At 75.2% G+C, this 19,045-nt stretch carries 21 protein-coding genes and 1 pseudogene; 6 read left to right on the top strand and 16 right to left on the bottom strand.

Annotation, left to right across the window (positions count from 1 at the left end; all coding sequences use genetic code 11):
• Positions 1-24: 24 nt before the first annotated feature.
• Positions 25-714, bottom strand: a complete 690-nt coding sequence (locus tag BM242_RS15655; protein ID WP_093839452.1) for an SDR family oxidoreductase — start codon at positions 712-714, stop codon at positions 25-27.
• 108 nt (positions 715-822) lie between these two features.
• Positions 823-1,350 (bottom strand): annotated as a pseudogene (locus BM242_RS15650) (LOG family protein); the annotation flags it as partial.
• A gap of 114 nt (positions 1,351-1,464) precedes the next feature.
• Here BM242_RS15650 and BM242_RS15645 point away from each other — a divergent pair.
• Positions 1,465-2,277, top strand: coding sequence for a carbon-nitrogen hydrolase family protein (locus BM242_RS15645; RefSeq protein WP_093839450.1), 813 nt, complete (start codon positions 1,465-1,467; stop codon positions 2,275-2,277).
• Between the two features lie 37 nt (positions 2,278-2,314).
• Here the strand turns inward: BM242_RS15645 and BM242_RS15640 are convergent, their stop codons facing one another.
• From BM242_RS15640 to BM242_RS15630, 3 genes are all read right to left on the bottom strand, one after another.
• Entirely contained in the window at positions 2,315-3,061 is a 747-nt protein-coding gene (locus BM242_RS15640) for an SDR family oxidoreductase (protein WP_093839449.1), read from the bottom strand.
• Between the two features lie 57 nt (positions 3,062-3,118).
• Entirely contained in the window at positions 3,119-4,237 is a 1,119-nt protein-coding gene (gene mnmA, locus BM242_RS15635; RefSeq protein WP_093839448.1) for a tRNA 2-thiouridine(34) synthase MnmA, read from the bottom strand.
• A gap of 76 nt (positions 4,238-4,313) precedes the next feature.
• Entirely contained in the window at positions 4,314-5,492 is a 1,179-nt protein-coding gene (locus BM242_RS15630; RefSeq protein WP_093839447.1) for a cysteine desulfurase family protein, read from the bottom strand.
• Between the two features lie 205 nt (positions 5,493-5,697).
• Here BM242_RS15630 and BM242_RS15625 point away from each other — a divergent pair, with 205 nt between their 5' ends.
• Positions 5,698-6,399 carry an N-acetylmuramoyl-L-alanine amidase gene (locus BM242_RS15625; RefSeq protein WP_093839446.1) on the top strand — a complete coding sequence of 234 codons (702 nt, stop codon included), beginning with the start codon at positions 5,698-5,700 and terminating at the stop codon, positions 6,397-6,399.
• A gap of 54 nt (positions 6,400-6,453) precedes the next feature.
• Here BM242_RS15625 and BM242_RS15620 read toward each other — a convergent pair whose 3' ends face one another.
• The 5 genes from BM242_RS15620 to BM242_RS30845 all read right to left on the bottom strand — a co-directional run bounded on the left by BM242_RS15620 (position 6,454) and on the right by BM242_RS30845 (position 9,600).
• A complete protein-coding gene (locus tag BM242_RS15620) occupies positions 6,454-7,788 on the bottom strand; it encodes a type III PLP-dependent enzyme domain-containing protein (RefSeq protein ID WP_093839445.1) in 1,335 nt (444 codons plus the stop codon).
• A 42-nt stretch (positions 7,789-7,830) separates the two neighbouring features.
• Positions 7,831-8,463: a response regulator gene (locus tag BM242_RS15615; protein WP_093839444.1), complete on the bottom strand. Its 633-nt coding sequence runs from the start codon at positions 8,461-8,463 to the stop codon at positions 7,831-7,833.
• A 150-nt stretch (positions 8,464-8,613) separates the two neighbouring features.
• A complete protein-coding gene (locus tag BM242_RS29450) occupies positions 8,614-8,757 on the bottom strand; it encodes a hypothetical protein (RefSeq protein WP_175541438.1) in 144 nt (47 codons plus the stop codon).
• Between the two features lie 210 nt (positions 8,758-8,967).
• Positions 8,968-9,165 (bottom strand): DUF5988 family protein, encoded by a 198-nt coding sequence (locus BM242_RS15610; RefSeq protein ID WP_093839443.1) that lies wholly within the window; start codon positions 9,163-9,165, stop codon positions 8,968-8,970.
• A gap of 303 nt (positions 9,166-9,468) precedes the next feature.
• The gene (locus tag BM242_RS30845; protein WP_281254686.1) at positions 9,469-9,600 is read right to left on the bottom strand and encodes a hypothetical protein; all 132 of its coding nucleotides are present in this window, start codon (positions 9,598-9,600) and stop codon (positions 9,469-9,471) included.
• Between the two features lie 142 nt (positions 9,601-9,742).
• Here BM242_RS30845 and BM242_RS15605 point away from each other — a divergent pair, with 142 nt between their 5' ends.
• Both BM242_RS15605 and BM242_RS15600 read left to right on the top strand, forming a co-directional pair.
• A complete protein-coding gene (locus BM242_RS15605) occupies positions 9,743-10,993 on the top strand; it encodes a helix-turn-helix domain-containing protein (protein ID WP_093839442.1) in 1,251 nt (416 codons plus the stop codon).
• A gap of 99 nt (positions 10,994-11,092) precedes the next feature.
• Complete coding sequence (locus BM242_RS15600) at positions 11,093-11,695, top strand: hypothetical protein (RefSeq protein ID WP_093839441.1); 603 nt, start codon at positions 11,093-11,095, stop codon at positions 11,693-11,695.
• Positions 11,696-11,746: 51 nt separating this feature from the next.
• On the opposite strand, the gene BM242_RS15595 is transcribed toward BM242_RS15600, so the two are convergent.
• Positions 11,747-12,220, bottom strand: coding sequence for a Dps family protein (locus BM242_RS15595; RefSeq protein WP_093839440.1), 474 nt, complete (start codon positions 12,218-12,220; stop codon positions 11,747-11,749).
• A 127-nt stretch (positions 12,221-12,347) separates the two neighbouring features.
• Positions 12,348-13,208 (bottom strand): NAD-dependent epimerase/dehydratase family protein, encoded by an 861-nt coding sequence (locus tag BM242_RS15590; protein WP_093839439.1) that lies wholly within the window; start codon positions 13,206-13,208, stop codon positions 12,348-12,350.
• Positions 13,209-13,355: 147 nt separating this feature from the next.
• On the opposite strand from BM242_RS15590, the gene BM242_RS15585 reads away from it, so the two are divergent.
• Complete coding sequence (locus BM242_RS15585; RefSeq protein ID WP_093839438.1) at positions 13,356-14,240, top strand: helix-turn-helix transcriptional regulator; 885 nt, start codon at positions 13,356-13,358, stop codon at positions 14,238-14,240.
• Positions 14,241-14,275: 35 nt separating this feature from the next.
• Here the strand turns inward: BM242_RS15585 and BM242_RS15580 are convergent, their stop codons facing one another.
• The 4 genes from BM242_RS15580 to BM242_RS15565 form a co-directional block, all read right to left on the bottom strand.
• Positions 14,276-15,154 carry a thioesterase family protein gene (locus BM242_RS15580; protein WP_093839627.1) on the bottom strand — a complete coding sequence of 293 codons (879 nt, stop codon included), beginning with the start codon at positions 15,152-15,154 and terminating at the stop codon, positions 14,276-14,278.
• 130 nt (positions 15,155-15,284) lie between these two features.
• Positions 15,285-15,953, bottom strand: coding sequence for a trimeric intracellular cation channel family protein (locus BM242_RS15575; protein ID WP_245834125.1), 669 nt, complete (start codon positions 15,951-15,953; stop codon positions 15,285-15,287).
• A 46-nt stretch (positions 15,954-15,999) separates the two neighbouring features.
• Positions 16,000-16,842 carry an enhanced serine sensitivity protein SseB C-terminal domain-containing protein gene (locus BM242_RS15570; protein ID WP_425443866.1) on the bottom strand — a complete coding sequence of 281 codons (843 nt, stop codon included), beginning with the start codon at positions 16,840-16,842 and terminating at the stop codon, positions 16,000-16,002.
• Between the two features lie 221 nt (positions 16,843-17,063).
• Positions 17,064-17,834 (bottom strand): enhanced serine sensitivity protein SseB C-terminal domain-containing protein, encoded by a 771-nt coding sequence (locus tag BM242_RS15565; protein WP_093839436.1) that lies wholly within the window; start codon positions 17,832-17,834, stop codon positions 17,064-17,066.
• A 220-nt stretch (positions 17,835-18,054) separates the two neighbouring features.
• Between BM242_RS15565 and BM242_RS15560 the strand changes: the two genes are divergently transcribed.
• The gene (locus tag BM242_RS15560) at positions 18,055-19,041 is read left to right on the top strand and encodes a hypothetical protein (RefSeq protein WP_093839435.1); all 987 of its coding nucleotides are present in this window, start codon (positions 18,055-18,057) and stop codon (positions 19,039-19,041) included.
• Positions 19,042-19,045: the final 4 nt, after the last annotated feature.

Genomic DNA, 19,045 nt, shown 5'->3' with positions numbered 1-19,045 from the left:
GTGCTCTCTCCCCGGTCGGCGGTCTCAGGGCCCCGGACGGACGCTGAGGTCGGTGATCTCGCTGCCGCGCGGCAGGTCCAGTGCGGCCAGCACGGTGCCGGCCACCGACTCGGGCGTCATCCACTGCTCCGGGTCGTAGCTGCGGCCCTCCTGCTGGTGCACCTTGGCCTGCATCGGAGTGGCGGTGCGCCCCGGGTAGACGGAGGTGACCCGGATGCCGTTGGCCGCCTCCTCGCCGCGCACCGCGTCGGCCAGTGCCTTCAGCCCGTGCTTGCTGGCCGCGTAGGCGCCCCAGTTGGGGCTGGTGCGCAGGCCGGCCCCGGAGTTGACGAAGACGATCTGGCCGCGGGCGGCCCGCAACGGGGGCAGCAGCAGCCGGGTCAGCTCGGCCGGGGCCACCAGATTGGCGGCCAGCACCGCGTTCCACACCTTGGGGGTCAGCTCGCCGACCGGGCCGAGCTCGACCACGCCCGCGATATGCAGCAGGCCGTCGATCCGGTCCGGGACCCGCTGGTGGCCCAGCGCCCACGAGAGCCGTTCCGGCTCGGCCAGGTCGCCGGTCAGGGTGTGGGCGCCGGGGAAGCGTTCGCGCAGGTCCCGGGCGCGGCCGGCGTCCCTGGCCCAGAGCCACAGCTCGTCGCCGCGCTCGGCCAGCCGGGACGCCACGGCCGTGCCGATGCCGGACCCGGCTCCAGTGATCACATGCGTAGCCATACCCGACATGATCTCTCATGGCCGGGCGGCGGAGGGTCAGGCGACCGGGCTCTCCCGGAGCGCCCCGCTCCCGGCCCGGTCCCGGGTGCCGCCCCGGGCGCCGCGGTCCGCCGCGGCCTGCAGCCTGTCCAGCAGGTCCGCCGGGTCCTCGATGAAGAAGACGAGGTCGGCCAGCGGGCGGGGCAGAAAGCCGTCCGCCTCCATGCGTTCCATCTGGCGGCGCAGACCGTCGTAGAAGCCGGCCGTGTTCAGCACGGCGACGGGCTTGTCGTGCATGCCGTGCTTCTTCAGCTCCAGCACATCGGTGGCCTCGTCCAGGGTGCCGGTGCCGCCGACCATCACCACCACCGCGTCGGCCCGTTCGAGAAGCTGCGCCTTCCGCTCCGCAAGATTGCGCGTGATGATCATCTCATCGGTCTCCGGGCGGGCCTTGTGCTGGAGGAACTCCACCGAGACGCCGACCAGCCGGCCGCCGGCCGCCTGCACGCCGTCCGCCATCACCTTCATCAGCCCCGCGTCCGAGCCGCCCCAGACCAGGGTGTGGCCGCGGCGGCCCACCTCCTTGGCGAACTCCCGGGCCGGGGAGGTGTACATCTCGTCCAGGTCGGCGGCGGAACAGAAAACGCAGAGGTTCATGCACCGCAGCCTATGCCGGGCACCGGGCCGGGCAAGGGGCGTGGTAGACACGGAGCGGAGGCACACCGGGCGTGCCCGGCGTACGGCGGCGGCACCGGAGCGCGGGAGGCGCACATGCGGATCGCACTGAGCCAGATGCTGTCCTCGGCCGTACCGGAGGAGAATTTGGCGGTCATCGAGACGCAGGCCCGCGCGGCGGCGGCGGCCGGCGCGGAGCTGGCGGTGTTCCCGGAGGCGGCGATGGCCCGGTTCGGCATCCCGCTGGCCCCGGTGGCCGAGCCGCTGGACGGGCCCTGGGCCCGGCGGGTGCGGGAGGTCGCGGAGGACACCGGCCTGCTGCTGGTGGCCGGGATGTTCACCCCGGCCGGCGACGGACGGGTGACCAACACCCTGCTGATCACCGGACGCGGCATCGACACCCACTACGACAAGCTGCATCTCTTCGACGCCTTCGGCTTCACCGAGTCCGCCACCGTGGCCCCCGGCGACCGGCTGGTGACGGCCGAGCCGGCGGGGGTCCCGATCGGCTTCGCCACCTGCTACGACATCCGCTTCCCCGGGCTGTTCCAGGCGCTGGCGGAGCGCGGCGCCCGGCTGATCGTGGTGCCCGCCTCCTGGGGCGCCGGGCCGGGCAAGCGGGAGCAGTGGGAGGTGCTGGTCCGGGCCCGGGCCCTGGACTCCACCTGCTGGATCGCCGCCTGCGGCCAGGCCGACCCGGCCGCGGCGGGCCGGGCGCCGGCCGGCCGGGCGCCGGCCGGCATCGGCCACAGCCTGGTGGTCTCCCCGCTGGGCGAGGTGCGGGCGGCGCTGGGGCCGGAGCCCGGGCTGCTGGTCGCCGACCTCGATCCGGCGGCGGAGGTGGACCGGGCCCGCGCCGCGGTACCGGTGCTCGCCAACCGCCGCCGGGGACTCGCCGGCCCGGGCTGAGCCCTGCGTCACCCGCCCGCCGGGGCCGGGGCGCGGCTCATCCGGCGGCTTCGCCGAGCCACTCCTGGAAGGTCTGGGTGCCGCGCGGCCCGGGCCCGTCGGGAAGCAGGGCGTCGCCCGTCATCGCCGCACCCGCGGCGCCGGGAAAGGTGAACGGAACCAGCCACCGGCGCCGCCCCCGCGCGCGCAGCAGGCGGCGCGCCATGTCGACGACCTCTTCCTCCTTCGGCCCGGCGAACTCCGGCGCCATCCGCTGGGCCGGGCCGGACGCCACCTCGGCCAGCCGGCCGGCCACCTCCCGGGCGGCGACGGGCTGGACGTGCATCCGGGGCACCGGCGCGACGGGCCCGGGCACCTGGTCCAGCATCTGCCCGGCGAACTCGTGGAACTGGGTGGCCCGCAGCACCGTCCAGGGCACCCGGCCGGACCGGACCAGCTCCTCCTGCCGGAGCTTGGCCCGGTAGTAGCCGTAGCCGGGGATGCGGTCGACGCCCACGATCGACAGCGTCACATGGTGCCCGACCCCGGCCTTCTCCTCCGCGGCCAGCAGATTGCGCCCGGCGGCGGCGAAGAACTCGACGGCGGTCTTCTCCCTGATACTCCTCACATTGGTCGCGTCGACGACGGTGTCCACCCCGGCCAGGGCCGCGTCCAGGCCCGCGCCGGTGAGGAGGTCCACACCGCGGCTGCGCGCCACGGTCACGGCCTCGTGTCCGGCGGCGGTGACGGCGTCGACCACATGGCGTCCGACAACTCCGGTTCCACCCGCGACAGCAATACGCATAATGTCCGTTATACCCGCTTCCCGGGCCGGACTCTCGCGGTACGGGAAGGGGACGGCTCAGCGATCGGCGGGAACGGGGCGGTGGGTGGCGGCGATGGTGGCCGATCCGACGACCCGGCTGCCGTCGTAGAGCACCACGGCCTGCCCCGGGGCCACCCCGCGCACCGGCCGCTCGAAGCGGACGTGCAGCGCGTCGCCGGCCGCCTCGGCGGTGGCCGGATGCTCCTCGCCGTGCGCCCGCAACTGGGCGGTGTAGGAGCCCGGTCCGGCGGGCGGCGCCCCGCACCAGCGCGGCCGGACGGCGGTCAGCGCGGTGATGTCCAGCGCCTCGGCCGGGCCGACGGTGACGGTGTTCTCCACCGGGGAGATGTCCAGCACATAGCGGGGCCTGCCGTCCGGGGCGGGGCGGCCGATCCGCAGCCCCTTGCGCTGCCCGACCGTGAAACCGTGCGCGCCGTCGTGGCTGCCGATCCGGGTGCCGTCCTGGTCGAGGATGTCCCCCGGCTCGGAACCGAGATGACGGGCGAGGAAGCCGCGGGTGTCGCCGTCGGCGATGAAGCAGATGTCATGGCTGTCCGGCTTGCGCGCCACGGCCAGGCCGCGCCGCTCCGCCTCGGCCCGGATCTCCTCCTTGGTGGTGACGGTGTCGCCGAGCGGGAAGAGGGAGTGCGCGAGCTGGCGCTCGTCCAGCACGCCGAGGACATAGGACTGGTCCTTGGCGTGATCGGAGGCGCGGTGCAGCTCGCGGCGGCCGTCCGGGCGGAGCACGACCCTGGCGTAGTGGCCGGTGCAGACCGCGTCGAAGCCCAGCGCCAGGGCCTTGTCCAGCAGCGCCGCGAACTTGATCTTCTCATTGCAGCGCAGGCACGGATTGGGGGTGCGGCCGGCCCGGTACTCGGCGATGAAGTCGTCCACCACATCGGCGCGGAACCGCTCGGCGAGATCCCAGACGTAGAAGGGGATGCCGATGATGTCGGCGGCGCGGCGGGCGTCCCGGGAGTCCTCGATGGTGCAGCAGCCCCGGGCTCCGGTGCGGAAGGACTGCGGATTGGCGGAGAGCGCGAGATGGACGCCGGTGACGTCGTGGCCGGCCTCGGCGGCACGGGCGGCGGCGACCGCCGAATCGACGCCGCCGGACATCGCGGCCAGGACCCGGAGGCGGGGAGCAGCAGTCATAACGCCCTCCAGGGTAAGGGGTGGCGCCGACACCCGGCCAAGCGATTCCCCGGCGGTCGCCGGCTCCGCGGCGGCGTCAGGACAGACCCGCGGCGCGGGCCCGGGCCACCGCCGGGCCGATGGCCGCGGCCAGCGCCGCCACCTCGTCCTTGGTGGTGGTGTGGCCGAGGGAGAACCGCAGGCTGCCCCGGGCCAGTTCCGGATCGGCGCCGGCGGCCAGCAGCACATGGCTGGGCTGGGCCACCCCGGCGGTGCAGGCCGAGCCGGTGGAGCAGGCGATGTCCTGGGCGTCCAGCAGCAGCAGCAGGGAGTCGCCCTCACAGCCGGGGAAGGCGAACTGGGCGTTGGCGGGCAGCCGGCCGGCCGGGTCCGGGTCGCCGCCGAGCACCGCGTCCGGCACGGCCGCCCGCACCGCGGCGACCAGCTCGTCGCGCAGGCCGCCGATCCGCCAGGCGAACTCCTCGCGGTGCGCCACGGCCAGTTCGGCGGCCACCGAGAAGCCGGCGATGGCCGGGACGTCCAGGGTGCCGGAGCGCACCTCGCGCTCCTGGCCACCGCCGTGCAGCACCGGCTCCGGGCTCCAGGACCGGCCCAGCAGCAGCGCGCCGATGCCGTAGGGCCCGCCGATCTTGTGTCCGGAGACGGTGAGCGCCGCGGCGCCGGAGGCGGCGAAGTCGACCGGAAGCTGGCCGACGGCCTGGACGGCGTCGGCGTGCAGCGGAATGCCGTGCCCGGCGGCGACCGCGGCCAGCTCGGCGACCGGCATCACCGTGCCGATCTCGTTGTTGGCCCACATCACGGTGACCAGGGCCACATCGTCCGGGCCGTGCGGGCCCGCGGCCAGGGCCTCGCGCAGGCCGTCGGGATGCACCCGGCCGTGGCCGTCCACCGGCAGCCAGTCCACCCGGGCGCCCTCGTGGCCGGCGAGCCACTGCACGGCGTCCAGCACGGCGTGGTGCTCCACCGGGCTGGCCAGCACCCGGGTGCGGCGCGGGTCGGCGGCGCGGCGCGCCCAGTACAGGCCCTTGACGGCGAGATTGTCCGCCTCGGTGCCGCCGCTGGTGAACACCACCTCGCTGGGGCGGGCGCCGAGCGCCGCGGCCAGGCGTTCCCGGCCCTCCTCGACCGTGCGGCGGGCCCGCCGGCCGGCCGCGTGCAGGGCGGAGGCGTTGCCGGTGAGCGACAACTGGGCCGCCATGGCGTCCCGGGCCTCCGGCAGCAGGGGCGTGGTGGCGGCGTGGTCGAAGTACGGCATGGTGCGGCCGATTGTAAGCGCGCGGTCCCGCCCGCCCGGCGGGCCGGGGGCGGGCGGCGCCGGCCCGGGCCGCGGTCCGGCAGCGCACCGGCCGCCCGGGGTTGGCGCTATGCCGCCCTTGACAGCCACCGGCGACGGAGGGCGCACGCGTCCGTACGGGGAACCGCGGAGGGCGGCACCGGCGTTGTTCCGGCCGGGAGGTGTCATGACGGACATCACGGGGGACGGGTCCTCGGCCCGGGCCGGGCGGGGCTCAGGACGGGCCGGGCGGCGCGGCAGGCGCCGGGGCCCGGGGCGGCGGGCGCTGCTCACGGGGGCGGTGGGGGCCCTCGCGCTGGGCACCGCCTACAGCCGGCGGGAGGAGCTGGAGGAGTGGTGGTGGCGCTATTCCGGGGCGGAAGTGCCGCGGGTGGCGGGTGAGGTGGACCATCCGGGCGCGGAGTGGATACCGGCCTCGTCCGCCAATCTCCGGCGGGCCAGCCGGCCGCGCGACTACAGCATCGACCGGGTCGTGGTCCATATGCCGGAGGCCACGTACGACATCACGCTGCGGGTCTTCCAGGACCCCTCGCACCGGGCGTCCACCCACTATGTGGTGCGCGCGGCGGACGGCCATGTGGCCCAGATGGCCCGGGAGCTGGACGTGGCCTACCACGCCGGGCACCGCGGCTACAACGAGCGCAGCGTCGGCATCGAGCACGAGGGCTGGGCGGACGACCCCTCCTATCTCACCGACGCGATGTACGAGTCCTCGGCCCGGCTGGTGGCCGGGATCTGCGACCGGTACGGCATTCCGGTGGACCGGGAGCACATCATCGGCCACAACGAGGTGCCGGACGTTGTCCGTATCTGCCCGGGTCCGCACTGGGACTGGGAGCGCTACATCGAGATGGTGCGGGCGGTGTGAAGGCCCTGCGCGGGGCCGGGAGCGGGGAGGGAGCCGGGGCGCACCGGCCGGTGCTCAGCCGCCGGACTCGGCGACCAGCTCGGCCAGCGACTGCGGGCGGCGGAGCACCGACAGCGACGGCACCTGGTCGGCACCGAAGGTGACGCCGTAGACGGCCGGCCGGGGCAGGCTGTTGTAGCCGAACGGTGTCGAGGCGTAGTAGGCGCCGGTGTCCAGCAGCACGGCCAGATCGCCCTGCTCCAGGCGGGGCAGCAGCCGGTCACGGGCCACCAGGTCACCGGCGAAGCAGCAGGGACCGGCGACGTCCTGCCGGACCTCGGGGGCGTCCTTGGGCCGGCCCCGCCCGTCGTAGGCGGCGACCCGCAGCGGCCACGCCTCGGGGGCGAACACGGTCCGGGTGGCGATCTGGGCGCCGGCATGGGTGAGGGCGATCCGCCGGCCGCCGGCCGTCTTGACGTACTCCACCCGGGCCAGCACCAGACCGGCCTTGGCGACCAGTGACCGGCCGAACTCGGTGACCAGTCCGTAGCGGCCGTCGAACAGGCCCGGGGCGGCGGCCCGCAGCTGCCGGGCGTAGTCGGCGTGGGTGGGGCTGAACTCGTCGGAGCCGAAGTTCACCGGCAGGCCGCCGCCGATGTCCAAAGTGGTGACCCGCCGCTCACCGGCGGCCTCGTTGATCTCGTCGGCCAGCTCCAGCAGGGCGCGGGCACCGGCCGCCATCACCTCGGTGGGCATGCCCTGGGAACCGACATGGCAGTGCAGCCGGGTCAGCCAGGGCCGCTCCAGAAAGGCCCGGACCAGCCAGGCCCGGGCGCCGCTGTCGGCCAGCGGAATGCCGAACTTGGAGGTGGCCGTCGCGGTCGACATGGCGCCGATCCGGCCCGCGCCGAGCTGCGGATTGATCCGCACGCCGAGGGCGCCCGCGGGGGCGGCCCGGCCGCCGGCCAGCAGGGCGTCCAGCCGGTCCAGCTCCTGGACACTGTCGGCGTTGACCGCGATGCCCAGCCGCAGCGCCTCGCGGAGCTCGGCGGTGGTCTTGGCCGGAGAGTCCAGCACGATGCGGGCGGCCGGGACACCGGCGGCCCGGGCCAGCGCCAGCTCGCCGGGGCTGGCGGCCTCGCAGCCCACGCCGAGCCGGTCGAGCAGGCGCAGCACCGGCACCAGCGAGCACGCCTTCACCGCGAAGGTGTGCAGCACCTGCTGGCCGGGGGCGGCGGCCTCGGCGAAACCGGCGTGCAGCGCCCGCACGGTGTCGCGGACGGTGGTGAGGTCGAGCAGGGCGATCAGCGGTTCGTCGTCGGAGAGCAGACGCTGCTCCACGGCGGCGCGCACCGACAGATCGCGCCGGGCGGCCAGGTCGAGGGAGTCGAGAGCGGTAGCCGGAGTCATGCCGCCAGCTCACCAGCCGGGACGCTCGCCCGGCTTCCTCCCTCAGGGAGGAAATCCCGGCCCGGGGCGGCCGGGCGCCGGGCCGGAGAGCAGTTCCCGCCGGGTGGCGATCCCGAGTTTGCGCAGCACACCGCGCACATGGCTTTTCACCGTGGACAGCTCCAGGTGCAGGGCGTCGGCGATCTGCCGGTTGGAGCGGTGCAGCAGCATCAGCCCGAGCACCTCCCGCTCCCGGGCGGTCAGCGCCGGGGCGGCCTCGGGCCCGGGCCCGCCCGGCACCTCCCCGGTCAGCGGCTGCCAGACCCGCTGCCCCTGCCGCACCGCCCGGATGGCGGTCAGCAGCGATGCGGAGGAGCCGCCCTTGTAGAGAAAGCCGTCGGCCCCGGCGAAGAAACTGGCGGTGACCTGCTCGGGCGCGTTGTAGGCCGTGTAGACCAGCACCGGGGGCGGCTGCGGCAGCCGCTTCACGGACCGGCAGATCTCGGCCCCCTGGAAGGCGCCCTCCAGCCGCAGGGCCAGCACCACCAGCTCCGGGCGGCGCTCCCGCGCCAGCCGCAGCGCCTCCGCGGCCGACGCGGCCTCGGCCACCACCCGCAGATCGGCCTGGGTCTCGATCACCGTCCGCAGCCCCAGCCGCACCACCGGGTGATCCTCCACCAGCATGACGCGCACCATCCGCCCACCTCCGCCGAGCGCAGAGTAACCGCACCGGCCCGGCCATGGGGAGGAAGCCGGAAGCAGGAACACGAAGAAGCGGGGGGCGGGGAGCAGGAGAAGGATCAGGGATCAGGGATCAGGTAACAGGGAAAGGAACCCGGGCGGCGGCTACGCGGCCCGGTCCATGCCGTTGCGCACGGCGCCCAGCCAGGCGGCGTAGAGGCGCTGGAGCTCGGCACGCTCGGCCGCGCTCCAGGGGCGCGCCCCGTGCTGCTGCACATAGCGGCGGATCGCCTCGTTGGCCTCCGTCACGGAACCCTCCTGCACGGGTGGACGAACCGGGGCGGAACTCCGGACATCCGTCATGACCGGAGTATGCGGACTGGCTTCCCTCTGCATACCGCCCAACCTACGGGGCGGCACTGACAACGTTGAGGGCCCTCCGCCCCGCCCACCAGGGCCGTTCGGTCCCGCCCGTTCGGGCCGGTTCCGGCGCGGGGCCGCTCGGCACTGCCCGGCCGGCTATTCGGCGATCTCGGTGCGCTCCCACCATTCGTAGACCGGAAGGCGGCCCTGAACGGTGTCGGCCTGGCGGGTGGTGGCGCGGAAGTGCTCGTAGCCGCCGCGGAAGGGGATCTTGATCTCCTCCTCGGGCGGGGTGGCGGACACCACGCGCTCCCCGAGCTCGCGGGGTCCGCCCTCCAGCAGTGCCTTGACCATGCCGCTCACATCCGTTCCCCGGATACGCCGTTCTCTCGCCCGGAACATTCGGTGCCGTGGGTCCAGGCGATCACTCGACCACGGTAAACGCCCTCCCAGGCTTCCGCGATTCCGGAAACCCTTCCGGCCGTCGCCCCGCACCCCCCGTGCCCCGCCCTCGTCCCACGGATGCGGGCGCGACCCGGAGAGGTGTGACGTCGATGACGCTGCTGCCGGCTGCGCACAGGGCACCGGCCGCCGACCCGGCCCGCGGCCTGGAGCGGCAAGCGGGGACTCGCCGGGGGCCCCTCGTCATTCCCTCTCTCAGTTCCCGTTGCCGTGAGCCGGCCCGACCAGGCGCTCGGAGTCGGTCAGATCCGGCAGGACGGTCTCGGCGCCGGCCGCGAGGAGATCGTCAGCCGTGCTGCGTCCGCCGGCGACCGCGATCACGGACACACCGGCTGTGTGGCCCGTCCCAACTTCGGTCAGCAGGGCCGTGCTCGGCGGCCGGGCAGCCGTGGCTCGGTCAGGGCACGCGGAGAAGGCCCCGCCCCCCATACCCTGACAGTGTCGAGCTGCCAGAGAGAGGGGCAAGGCCGTGTCACCTGATGCTACGCCGGACCCGGAGCCGATCGCGTTCGGTCAGCGACTCCAGATTCTGCGCGAACGCCGAGGGATGTCCCGCCCGGTGCTGGCGGGCTTGGTCGGCATGTCGCCGTCCTGGCTGAAGCAAGTCGAGCGCGGCCGGCTCCACCCCCCCAAGTTGGCGATGATCCTGCGCCTGGCGGAGGTACTGCGAGTCCGGGATCTCTCCGACCTGACAGGCGATCAGTCCATGCCTGCCACCGCACTGTTCATTGGCCCCGGCCACCAGCGACTGCCCGCCGTCCGCGCCGCCGTCAACGCTTTCCCCGTTCCGGCCACCGGTCGGGAAGCGCCCCCTGTGGCGCACCTGCGTCACCGACTGGCCCGTGCCTGGTCCTCCCGCCACGCCTCGCCCGCGCACCGCGATGTCGTCGGTGCGCTGTTGCCGGACCTGATCCGGGACGGGCAACTCGCGGTGCGGCAGGCCGCCACGGTGGCCGGTCGACAGGCCGCCCAGGCGATCCTGTCCGAGACGTACTGCCTGGCTCAGTTCTTTCTGGCCTATCAGCCTGAGTCCGCGCTGCTGTGGCGGGTCGCCGAGCGTGGCATGGTTGCCGCGCAGGAATCCGAGGATCCACATGCGATCGCCGTCTCCGCCTGGCTGCTGGCCGAAGCGCACCGCGATGCCGGCCAGGCGCACCTGGAGGCCGCCGACCGCCTGACGTCCGAGACGCTGCGCTACTTGGCGCCGCTGCTGCCGGACGCCGCCGATGACCTCCTGGCGATGGCCGGCGCGCTGCGGGCAGCGGCCGGCTACACGGCTGCTCGCCGAGGCGACACCGGCAGCGCATGGGGCCACTGGGACGCCGCCCGCCGCACAGCCCGACGCCTGCCGGCCGGCTACTACCATCCGGTCACGTCCTTCGGCAGGGCCATCATGGGCGCGCATGCCGTGACGATCGCGGTGGAGCTGCACGCCGGGGGCGAGGGCGTGCGACAGGCCGCGGCGGCCGACGCCGAGGTGATCCCGTCGCGTCCACGCCGTGCCCGGCATCGGATTGAGGAGGCGCGAGCGCATCAGCTCGCCGGTGAGGCGGAGACGGCGCTGGCGGCTCTGGAGCGGGCGCACGAAGCGGCGCCGGAGACGGTGCAGTACAACGGCTACGCCAGGCGGATCTTGCTGGAGGAGACGGAGTCGCGGCGGCCGGTGCTGCGGCAGCGAGCGGCGGCGCTGGCGGTGAAGGTCGGCGTACTGGCTGCATAGTTGTGCGAAGGCACGTACGAGGGGCAGATTCTCTGCCCCTCGATTTCACGGCCCAGTCCTACGGTCGGTGATCACGTACTCACTGGAACGGAGGCCGTGATGCCCGATTCCCAGGACCGGCCCGCGGAGGCGGACTCGCCCGTCATCGCGGCAACCACCGCGCCGCGGCGGATGTGTGCGCACTGCCGGCAGTGGACCGGCGAGCCGGTCGTCGTCGGCGGGGTGGAGCGGGACTCCGGGCCGGGCTGGTTGGTCTACGCCTGTCCGGAGCATGCGCACCGTTACCGCGGCAAGGGGGAGCTCTGGGCGGCGTTGCTGGATCACGCGCTGGGCTGCGCGAGTTGCAGGATCGACGGGGCGGACTGTGCGGTGGCCGGGGCGCTGCGGCGGGCGCATGCCGCGGCGGCCAGGGCCCGGGAGTCCGGTGCCGCGCCGTTGCCTCCGGCCGCACCGCCGCTGCCGGAGGGTGTCGATCCCCGGCGGATGAGCCTGGTGCAGCTCCGGGGGCTGGTGTGCGCGCTGTGCCGGCAGGGGCTGTGGGAGGACCGGCTGCTGGGCGTGTGGAACGAGCCGCTGCTGGGCGGCCGGGTCAGCGAGCTGCGGGCGTGCGCCGACATCGGGGCCTGCATGGAACGGTGCGCGGAACGCGGACTCCCGTGGCCGGGCGCCGCCGCCCCGTCCCACCCGGCCACGGACCAATGAGCCGCCTCCCCCGGCCGGGAGCGGCACCGGCCGAGGGGACCGCCTGCGGCCTCAGCCGTTGTTCTCGGCCTGGAACATCCAGTGGTGCTTTTCGAGGTCCTTCACGAACTGGATGAAGATGTCCTCGGTGACGCTGTCCACCTTGCCGACCGCGTCCATGCGTTCGCGGTTGCGCTCGACGACCGCGCCGAGTGCGTCCACCAGGGTCTGCACCGCCTGGTCGTCCTTCTGCCAGCTCTCCGGTGCGGTCTTGATGCTGGTGGTGTGGGCCACGGTGGCCGCCCGGCCGTCGGGCGACAGGCCCAGCGCGGCGGCCCGTTCGGCGACGGTGTCGGAGTGGGCGCGGGCGCTGTTCACGACGTCGTCGAGCTGGAGGTGGACGGAGCGGAACCGGGGGCCGATCACATTCCAGTGGGTCTGCTTGGCGACCAGGGACAGGTCGATCAGATCGGCCAGCGCGCCCTGCAGTGCCTCGCCCACGACCTTGAGGGTGTCATCCGGCAGCGTGCTCTTCACGGCATACATGCAATGCCCTCTTTCGTACGCTTTTGCGGCCTTCTCGTTGGCCAGCGTACCGCCGGGTCCGCACGGCCGCCTGCGAGGACGGGACGCGTGGTCACCCCTCCGGTTCCGTCCGCGACGGCCCGGCGGTTCACAGCGCACCGGCGTCCATGGCGCTGCGCAGCGAGGGATGGCGGGGGCGCCACCCGAGGTGGTCGCGGGCCAGATCGTTGGCGGCGATGCCGTGCCAGGGGTCGGGGTCGGTGCGTCCGGCCATGCCCTCCGGCACCGGCAGCGCGAGCAGGGTGAGCAGCTCCACGGCGCTGACCGGCGCGTCGTCGGCGAAGTTGTAGGCCGGTCCGGGGGCGGCGGGGGCACGCAGCAGGCGCCACAGCCCGCGCGCGGCATCGGCCTGGTGCACCAGCTGCAGCCGCTTGTGGGCCGGCCAGGCGGTGATCCAGCGCGGCGCCGCCGCCAGATGGCCGTCGCCCTCGCCGTAGACGAAGGCCAGCCGCCCGATGCGGACGTCCAGCCCGTCCAGCTCCCGCAGGTCCTGCTCGGCGGCCCATTTCGACTGCGGATACGCGCCCCACAGCGGTCCGGCGACGGGCACCGGCCGGTCGCTCTCCAGATGCGGACGCCCGCGCCCGGCGCCATAGACCAGATTGGTGCTGACCTGCACGAAGCGGGTGACGCCCGCCGCGCGGGCGGCCCGGCCGAGGGCCACGGCCGCGCGGTGGTTCACCGCCCATGCCGCGTCGTCCGGCACGTCCCGGAAGGCGGCGGCCAGGTTGAGCACGGCGTCCATGCCCGCCACCGCCGCCGGCAGGCCGTCCTCGCGGGTGAGATCGCCGGGCACCACGCGGGCGCCCCGGGCGGCGAACGCGGCGCCGCGCGCCTCGTCCCTGACCAGGACGCGCACCTCGGCGCCGGGTGCGTCGTTCCAGGACAGCAGCCGGGGCAGCAGCCGCCGCCCCACGCTGCCGGTCGCGCCGGTGACCAGAATCCGCATGGCTCGCTCCTTCGTCCGACGGGCAGGGGCCGGGCCGGGTCCCCGGGGGCCCAGCCTGGGCGGTGGGCCGGCGGCGGGGAAGGGACACCCGATCCTGGTACCGGCCGTCCCTGGCCACGGGTGCGGTGCGGGGGCGAGACTGGCCGGATGGACCGCGCCGCGCTCGCCGACTTCCTGCGCCGCTCCCGTGCCCGGCTCAACCCGGCCGAGGCCGGCCCCGCCCTGCCGGCGACCGGCGGGCGGCGGCGCCGCACGCCGGGTCTGCGGCGGGAGGAGGCCAGCGCACTGGCCGGCATCTCGGTGGACTACTGGATCCGGCTGGAGCAGGCCCGCGGCCCACGCCCGTCACCGCAGGTGCTGTCGGCGCTGGCCCGCGCGCTGCGGCTGCGCCCGGACGAGCGCGACCATCTCTTCCGGCTGGCCGGCCAGGCGCCGCCGCCCCGGCCCGCGCCGCCGGAGACGGTGGCTCCCGGGCCGGCCCTGGTGCTGGCGCAACTGACCGACCTGCCGGGCGTGATCCTCACCGACTACGGGCAGGTGCTGGCGCAGAACGCCCTGTCCGTGGCGCTGGGCGGGGATCTGCTCGCCGGGCCGCCGGGCTTCGGGCGGAATCTGGTGCACCGGTTCTTCACCCGGCCTCCGGCCCGGGAGATCCTCCCGGCCGAGGACCGCCCGCGCCACGCGGCGGCCATGGCGGCCGAGCTGCGGGCGGTGTGCGCGGCGCGGCCGGACGACCCGCGGCCGGCCGCGCTGGTGCGGGAACTGCTGGCGGTCAGCGAGGAGTTCGCGGCGTTGTGGCGGGAGCACCGGGTCGGCGTCCGGCGCGGGGACCGCAAGCGGTTCCGCCACCCGGCGGCCGGGCTGCTGGAGCTGGACTGCGAGACGCTGCTGGCGCCGGACGGCGAGCAGCGGCTGGTGATCCATTCGGCCCGGCCGGGGACGGACAGCCACCGGCGGCTGCGGGCCCTGGCCGCCGCGGCGGCGGAGGCGGGGGCAGCGGCAGCCGCCGGGGCGGGGGCCGGGGCGGGCTGAGCGCGGGGCGGGCCGGGGTCCGGCGGCGCGGCCGTTCAGCCGCGCGGTGCGCGGGCGAGCTGGCGGGACTGGGCGACCAGCCGGTCGGCGCTGTCCCATATCTCGGCGTCCTCCTCCAGGAAGCCGCCGGCCAGATTGCGGGTGCTGATGGCCACCCGGACCGGCCCGGGCGCGGGCAGCGCCCGCACATGGGTGGTGTATTCGATGGTCGGCACCCAGCCGCCGGCCAGCCCCAGATCGAAGGCGGTGGGCGGCAGCGCGTCACCGACCAGCAGCAGGGCGAGCGGATCCAGCTCCCGGCCGTCGGCCAGAGCGAACCAGCCGCGCACCTCGCCCCGCCCGGAGGGCCGGCCCAGGGCCCAGCCGACGGTGTCCGGGTCGAGCCGGGCGGCCAGCCGGTCCAGCATGGTGAGGTCGCCGGGCAGGGCGCCGTCGGGCGCGTCGGCGACCGGGACGCACTGCTCGGGCGGGGGCAGGACGGGCGGCTTGGCGCTGGTCCGCACGGAGTCGCTGAGCCGGGTGAGGTCGCCGTAGGTGCCCAGCAGCCGGATGCGCTCGGTTTCCCGGCCGTGCTCGTCGGTCTGGTGGAGCGAGGCGGAACCGGTGGAGAGGGTGGTGCCGGTGCGGGCCACCGAGGTGCGGATGACGGCCGGGCCCGGGCGGGTCGCGGTCAGGAAGTGGGCGGTGACGGTGAAGGGGTGCGGATGCGGAAGGGTGCCGGCCAGGGCACGGCCGAGCATGGCGGTGAGATAACCGCCGTTGACCGCGCTGACGATGGACCACCCGCCGGAGACCTCGGCGTGGTAGACGCCGGGTTCCTTGAGCGTCAGCGCGGTGTCGCGGTCGAACTCGGACTCGAACTCGGACTCGCGCTCGCGCTCCCCCGGGCCGGCCGCGGCGGACGCGGCGGGCATCTGCTCCTCACCCATGGCGGCACCCTATCACCGGACCTTACTAAGCGGTAGCTTTTCGATGCACGGCAGGCCGCCCCCGGACGAAGCCCGGGTTGCCGGGCGCGAGCGGGAAGGACCGGCGGGCGGGCGCTCAGCGCTCCCGGCCGCCGTCCCCCTCGGCGGTGGCGCTGCGGCGGTGCCAGGCACGCGGCGCCCGCCAGCCGTAGTGCAGCGCGGCCAGCCGCAGCCCGAAGGCGAGCAGCACGCACAGCGCCATGGTCAGATCGCCGAACGCGTCGTAGTGCAGCAGCAGGGCCACCGAACCGGCGCCCACCATCGCCGGAACGGCATAGATCTCCCGGTCCCAGCGCAGCAGCAGCGGCACCTCGTTCGCCAGCACATCACGCACCACACCGCCGCCGGCGGCGGTCGCCACGCCCAGCGCGGCGGCGGCGAAGGAACCGAGCCCGTACTCGTGCGCCTTGATCGTCCCGACCACGCAGAAGAAGCCGAGTCCGGCGGCGTCGAAGATCTGCACCGCCCGGTTGATCCGCTCCACCTGGGGGTGGAGGAAGATCACCAGCACGCTGGTGAGCAGCGGCGTGAGGAAATACCCGAGATCGCGGAAGGCGGCCGGCGGCACCGCGCCGATCACCAGGTCACGGAAGATGCCGCCGCCCAGTCCGGTGGCGAAGGCCAGCACGGCGATGCCGATGACGTCGAAGTTCTTCCGCACCGCCAGCAGGGCGCCGGAGATGGCGAACACGAAGATCCCGGCCAGATCGAGCCAGCGCTGGAGGTCGGGAGTGAAAAGCTGCACCCCGCGATTCTCACCTCCCGGCCGGCACCGGCCGGCGCCGGCCGCCTCAGGGGCCGGGCAGCGGGTGCGGGTAGCCGTAGCCCTGGCGGGCGGCCGGGCCGGCAAGCGGCGGGTAGGCGCCATGGCGGGGCGCGGGCGCGGGGGCGTCCCGGTCGTAGAACGGCCGGGTGTTGGCGCGCAGCCACATCGCCACCGGGTCATAGGCGTCGGCCATCGCGACCGTGCCCACGGCCAGCCCTTCGGGCACGGCCGCGATCGCCCGGCGCATCATGCCCCGCACGGACTCGGCCGCCTCCGCGCCGCCGGACTCGTCCACCTCCAGGCCGATGACCAGGTACGGCGCCCCCACCGCCGGCTGCACCCAGGCCCGGCGCAGGCTGCGCAGCGCCCGGGTGCGCAGCGCCTGACGGACCAGCTCGTCGTAGAAGGGCTGCGCGGCCACGCTCGGCTCGCCGATGCGCAGCGGACCGGCCGGCAGCCGCTCCAGGCCGCCCGCGATGCGGCGCAGATCGAGCCAGGGCACGCCCAGCCCGCCGCCCGCGGCGTGCGGATTCAGCCACAGCCCCCAGTGGTCGCGGTAGAGCGCCGCCGCGATGTCCCGCCCCCGGACGACCTCGACCGCCCGGTTCCAGCCGCTGGCGGCGAGTTCCCGTTCCGAGGTCACGCACGGCGCGTAGCCGTGCCCGGCCACCTCCAGGCTGCCGTACTGGGCGTCCTCCGCGCCGGGCCGGCCGTGCCAGAGCAGCATCCACACCTCGCCCTCGGCCAGGGCGGCGAGCAGTGCTTCGTAGACGTGCAGATGCTCGGTGGTGACATGGGGCAGCAGTTCCTCGACGCCATGCCCCGGGCCGTCCCCGCCCGCCGCGCCGTCCCCGCTCGCCGTGCTCACCCGCTCCGTCCTCCTCGCCGCCCGTGCGGGGCCCGCTCCGCCCCCGCCGCCGTCCGCCGTCGCCGCTCCACGCGTCCGTGCATCCCCGCGCCTCCGCGTCCCCGTGCCTCCGCGTCCCCGCGCCTCGGCGCGGCCTCAGGCGCCTGCCCCTCCCCGCCGGCGGGGCAAGGGCCGCGCCGCGCCCGCGCCGCCCGCGTTGCGGGCCGGGACTCCCGCGGAACTCACCGGTCGCGGTCGTAGAAAGGCGTGATGCACTGGCGCATCCAGTGCACCACCGGGTCCTCGGCGGCGTCCAGCAGCAGCAACTGCACCGGCCAGCGCACCGGCTGCCGGGCCAGCGCCCGGCCCAGCGCACCCTGCACCATCACCCGGATCTGCGGCTCCAGCAGGTCGGTCTCCACCCCGAGGTACAGGGCCGGCGGCCCGCCCTCCGCGCTGGCCAGCCCCCGGCGGGCGGTACGGACCCAGCCCAGCGCCGCCAGTTCACCGGCCGCCGCGCCCAGGAAGTCGACCGGTTCCTCCTGCCAGTCGGGCTCGAACAGCCGCATCCGGGCGCCGCTGGACCGGCCGGGCAGCCGCTGCCCCGGCGTGGCCCGGCACAGTTCGGCGACGGCCTTGGGCGGCACCGGCGCGCCGATGGTGCCGCCCGGGTTGACCACGATGCCGGCCTGCGGCGGCAGGCCGCGGGCGAACTCCCAGCCCGGGGCGATGGCGTAGGACAGATGCGGACCGGCGCCGATCATGAACTGCTCGGCGGAGCTGAAGACCGGCACATACACCCCGCCGTCGATGGCCAGGGTGGGCAGGCTGAGGGAAGGGCTGTCCGGGCCGCCGCCCTCCGGCAGCGGCACCCACAGCGGGCTGCGGGCCAGCACCTGGAGCAGCCGCAGACCGGCGTCCGGCAGGCCGACCGCCTGGTCGAGGGTCTGCTCCAGCTCGTTGCAGGGCCACGAGGTGGCCTGTGTGCCCGCTCCCGGCGCCAGATCTGTCATGGCTCGCACCTTAGACGAGCAAGGACGGGTGACGCACCGGCCGTTCACCGGCGGCACGGTCCCGGGCCGGGACGCCGGCCGGCCGCCGGACCCCGCCCACCCGAATGGCCACGCTGTGCAGCGCTCCGATTGCGAGGCGTGCGCACGGGCCGCACGCTGACGGAATGCGGGACCCCCGCACCCCTTCCGTTCCCCGACCAGGACCAGACGGAGGCTCCTGATGCGCGCTCACCGCAGAAAACCGGCCACCACGACGACGGCGCTGATCGGAACCGCCGTGGCCGCCGCCGCGACGGCCGGCGCCGTGCTCCTCGGCTTCGCCGGACCGGCCATGGCCGCGGCCACCGGAGGTGATGCCACACAAGTGGCCGCACCGGCAGTGGCCGCACCGGCAGTGGCCGCACCGGCCCCGGCCGCCGGGGCGGAGGACCGGGCCGGGGACGCCGCCCGGGAGGCCGTCAGCGCCGAAGCGGCGCAGGCGGTCCGGGAGGTCGAGCAGACCCGGGAGCGGGTGCTGGGATCGCTCCGGCCGCTGCTGGAGCGGCAGGCCGCGAAGGCCGGCGGGGATTCCCCGCGGAATGCGGAGCAGCTGACCGCGCCGCTGGAGGAGGACTTCGCGGCGCTCTCGGCCGCGGTGGCCGTCGCCGACCCGAACACCACGCTCGACCTGATCGACGAGATGCTGCGCACCCTGTTCGATCTGCTGACGGCCATGCTGGACGGCATCCTCGCCGGGCTGCCGGTCGACCTGGACCTGCCGGATCTGGGCAGCCTGCTGCCGGATGTGGACACGCTGCTGCCCGACCTGCCGGAGCTGCCGGGGCTTCCCGGAATCCCGGAGACTCCCGGGGTGCCCGAGATCCCCGGGATTCCGGGGCTGCCCGAGATCCCCCTCCCGGACGCACCGGTCACCGCACCCGAGCTGGACGGGCTGACCGGTGCGGAACGGCCCGGCACCGCCGGGCTCCAGGACCCGGCCATGCTGCCGGCGCCGGCGCTCCCGGGGCCGGACCCGGCGGAACCGGCCGGCACGGACGTGCCGGTCACCGCGCTGCCGGCACCGGACCGCGGCACCCTGGACCGGCCCGCCCCCGCCCGGCCCGCGGCAGAACGCCCCGCGGAGGAACGCCCCGCCGGGGAGCGGCCGGGCACCGACCGGCCCGTGCCGGAGATGCCCGACGGGCTGCCGCTGTCCCGCCCGCCCTGACGCC

The organism is Streptomyces aidingensis, from assembly GCF_900112355.1.
GTDB classification, from domain to species: domain Bacteria; phylum Actinomycetota; class Actinomycetes; order Streptomycetales; family Streptomycetaceae; genus Streptomyces; species Streptomyces aidingensis.
This window is presented reverse-complemented; position numbering and strand designations above follow the sequence as displayed.

Coding starts and splice junctions, on each gene's coding strand:
- BM242_RS15655 (WP_093839452.1), bottom strand. CDS start 714: ATGGCTACGCATGTGATCACTGGAGCCGGGTCCGGCATCGGCACGGCC.
- BM242_RS15645 (WP_093839450.1), top strand. CDS start 1,465: ATGCGGATCGCACTGAGCCAGATGCTGTCCTCGGCCGTACCGGAGGAG.
- BM242_RS15640 (WP_093839449.1), bottom strand. CDS start 3,061: ATGCGTATTGCTGTCGCGGGTGGAACCGGAGTTGTCGGACGCCATGTG.
- mnmA (WP_093839448.1), bottom strand. CDS start 4,237: ATGACTGCTGCTCCCCGCCTCCGGGTCCTGGCCGCGATGTCCGGCGGC.
- BM242_RS15630 (WP_093839447.1), bottom strand. CDS start 5,492: ATGCCGTACTTCGACCACGCCGCCACCACGCCCCTGCTGCCGGAGGCC.
- BM242_RS15625 (WP_093839446.1), top strand. CDS start 5,698: ATGACGGACATCACGGGGGACGGGTCCTCGGCCCGGGCCGGGCGGGGC.
- BM242_RS15620 (WP_093839445.1), bottom strand. CDS start 7,788: ATGACTCCGGCTACCGCTCTCGACTCCCTCGACCTGGCCGCCCGGCGC.
- BM242_RS15615 (WP_093839444.1), bottom strand. CDS start 8,463: ATGGTGCGCGTCATGCTGGTGGAGGATCACCCGGTGGTGCGGCTGGGG.
- BM242_RS15610 (WP_093839443.1), bottom strand. CDS start 9,165: ATGGTCAAGGCACTGCTGGAGGGCGGACCCCGCGAGCTCGGGGAGCGC.
- BM242_RS15600 (WP_093839441.1), top strand. CDS start 11,093: ATGCCCGATTCCCAGGACCGGCCCGCGGAGGCGGACTCGCCCGTCATC.
- BM242_RS15595 (WP_093839440.1), bottom strand. CDS start 12,220: ATGTATGCCGTGAAGAGCACGCTGCCGGATGACACCCTCAAGGTCGTG.
- BM242_RS15590 (WP_093839439.1), bottom strand. CDS start 13,208: ATGCGGATTCTGGTCACCGGCGCGACCGGCAGCGTGGGGCGGCGGCTG.
- BM242_RS15585 (WP_093839438.1), top strand. CDS start 13,356: ATGGACCGCGCCGCGCTCGCCGACTTCCTGCGCCGCTCCCGTGCCCGG.
- BM242_RS15580 (WP_093839627.1), bottom strand. CDS start 15,154: ATGCCCGCCGCGTCCGCCGCGGCCGGCCCGGGGGAGCGCGAGCGCGAG.
- BM242_RS15565 (WP_093839436.1), bottom strand. CDS start 17,834: ATGACAGATCTGGCGCCGGGAGCGGGCACACAGGCCACCTCGTGGCCC.
- BM242_RS15560 (WP_093839435.1), top strand. CDS start 18,055: ATGCGCGCTCACCGCAGAAAACCGGCCACCACGACGACGGCGCTGATC.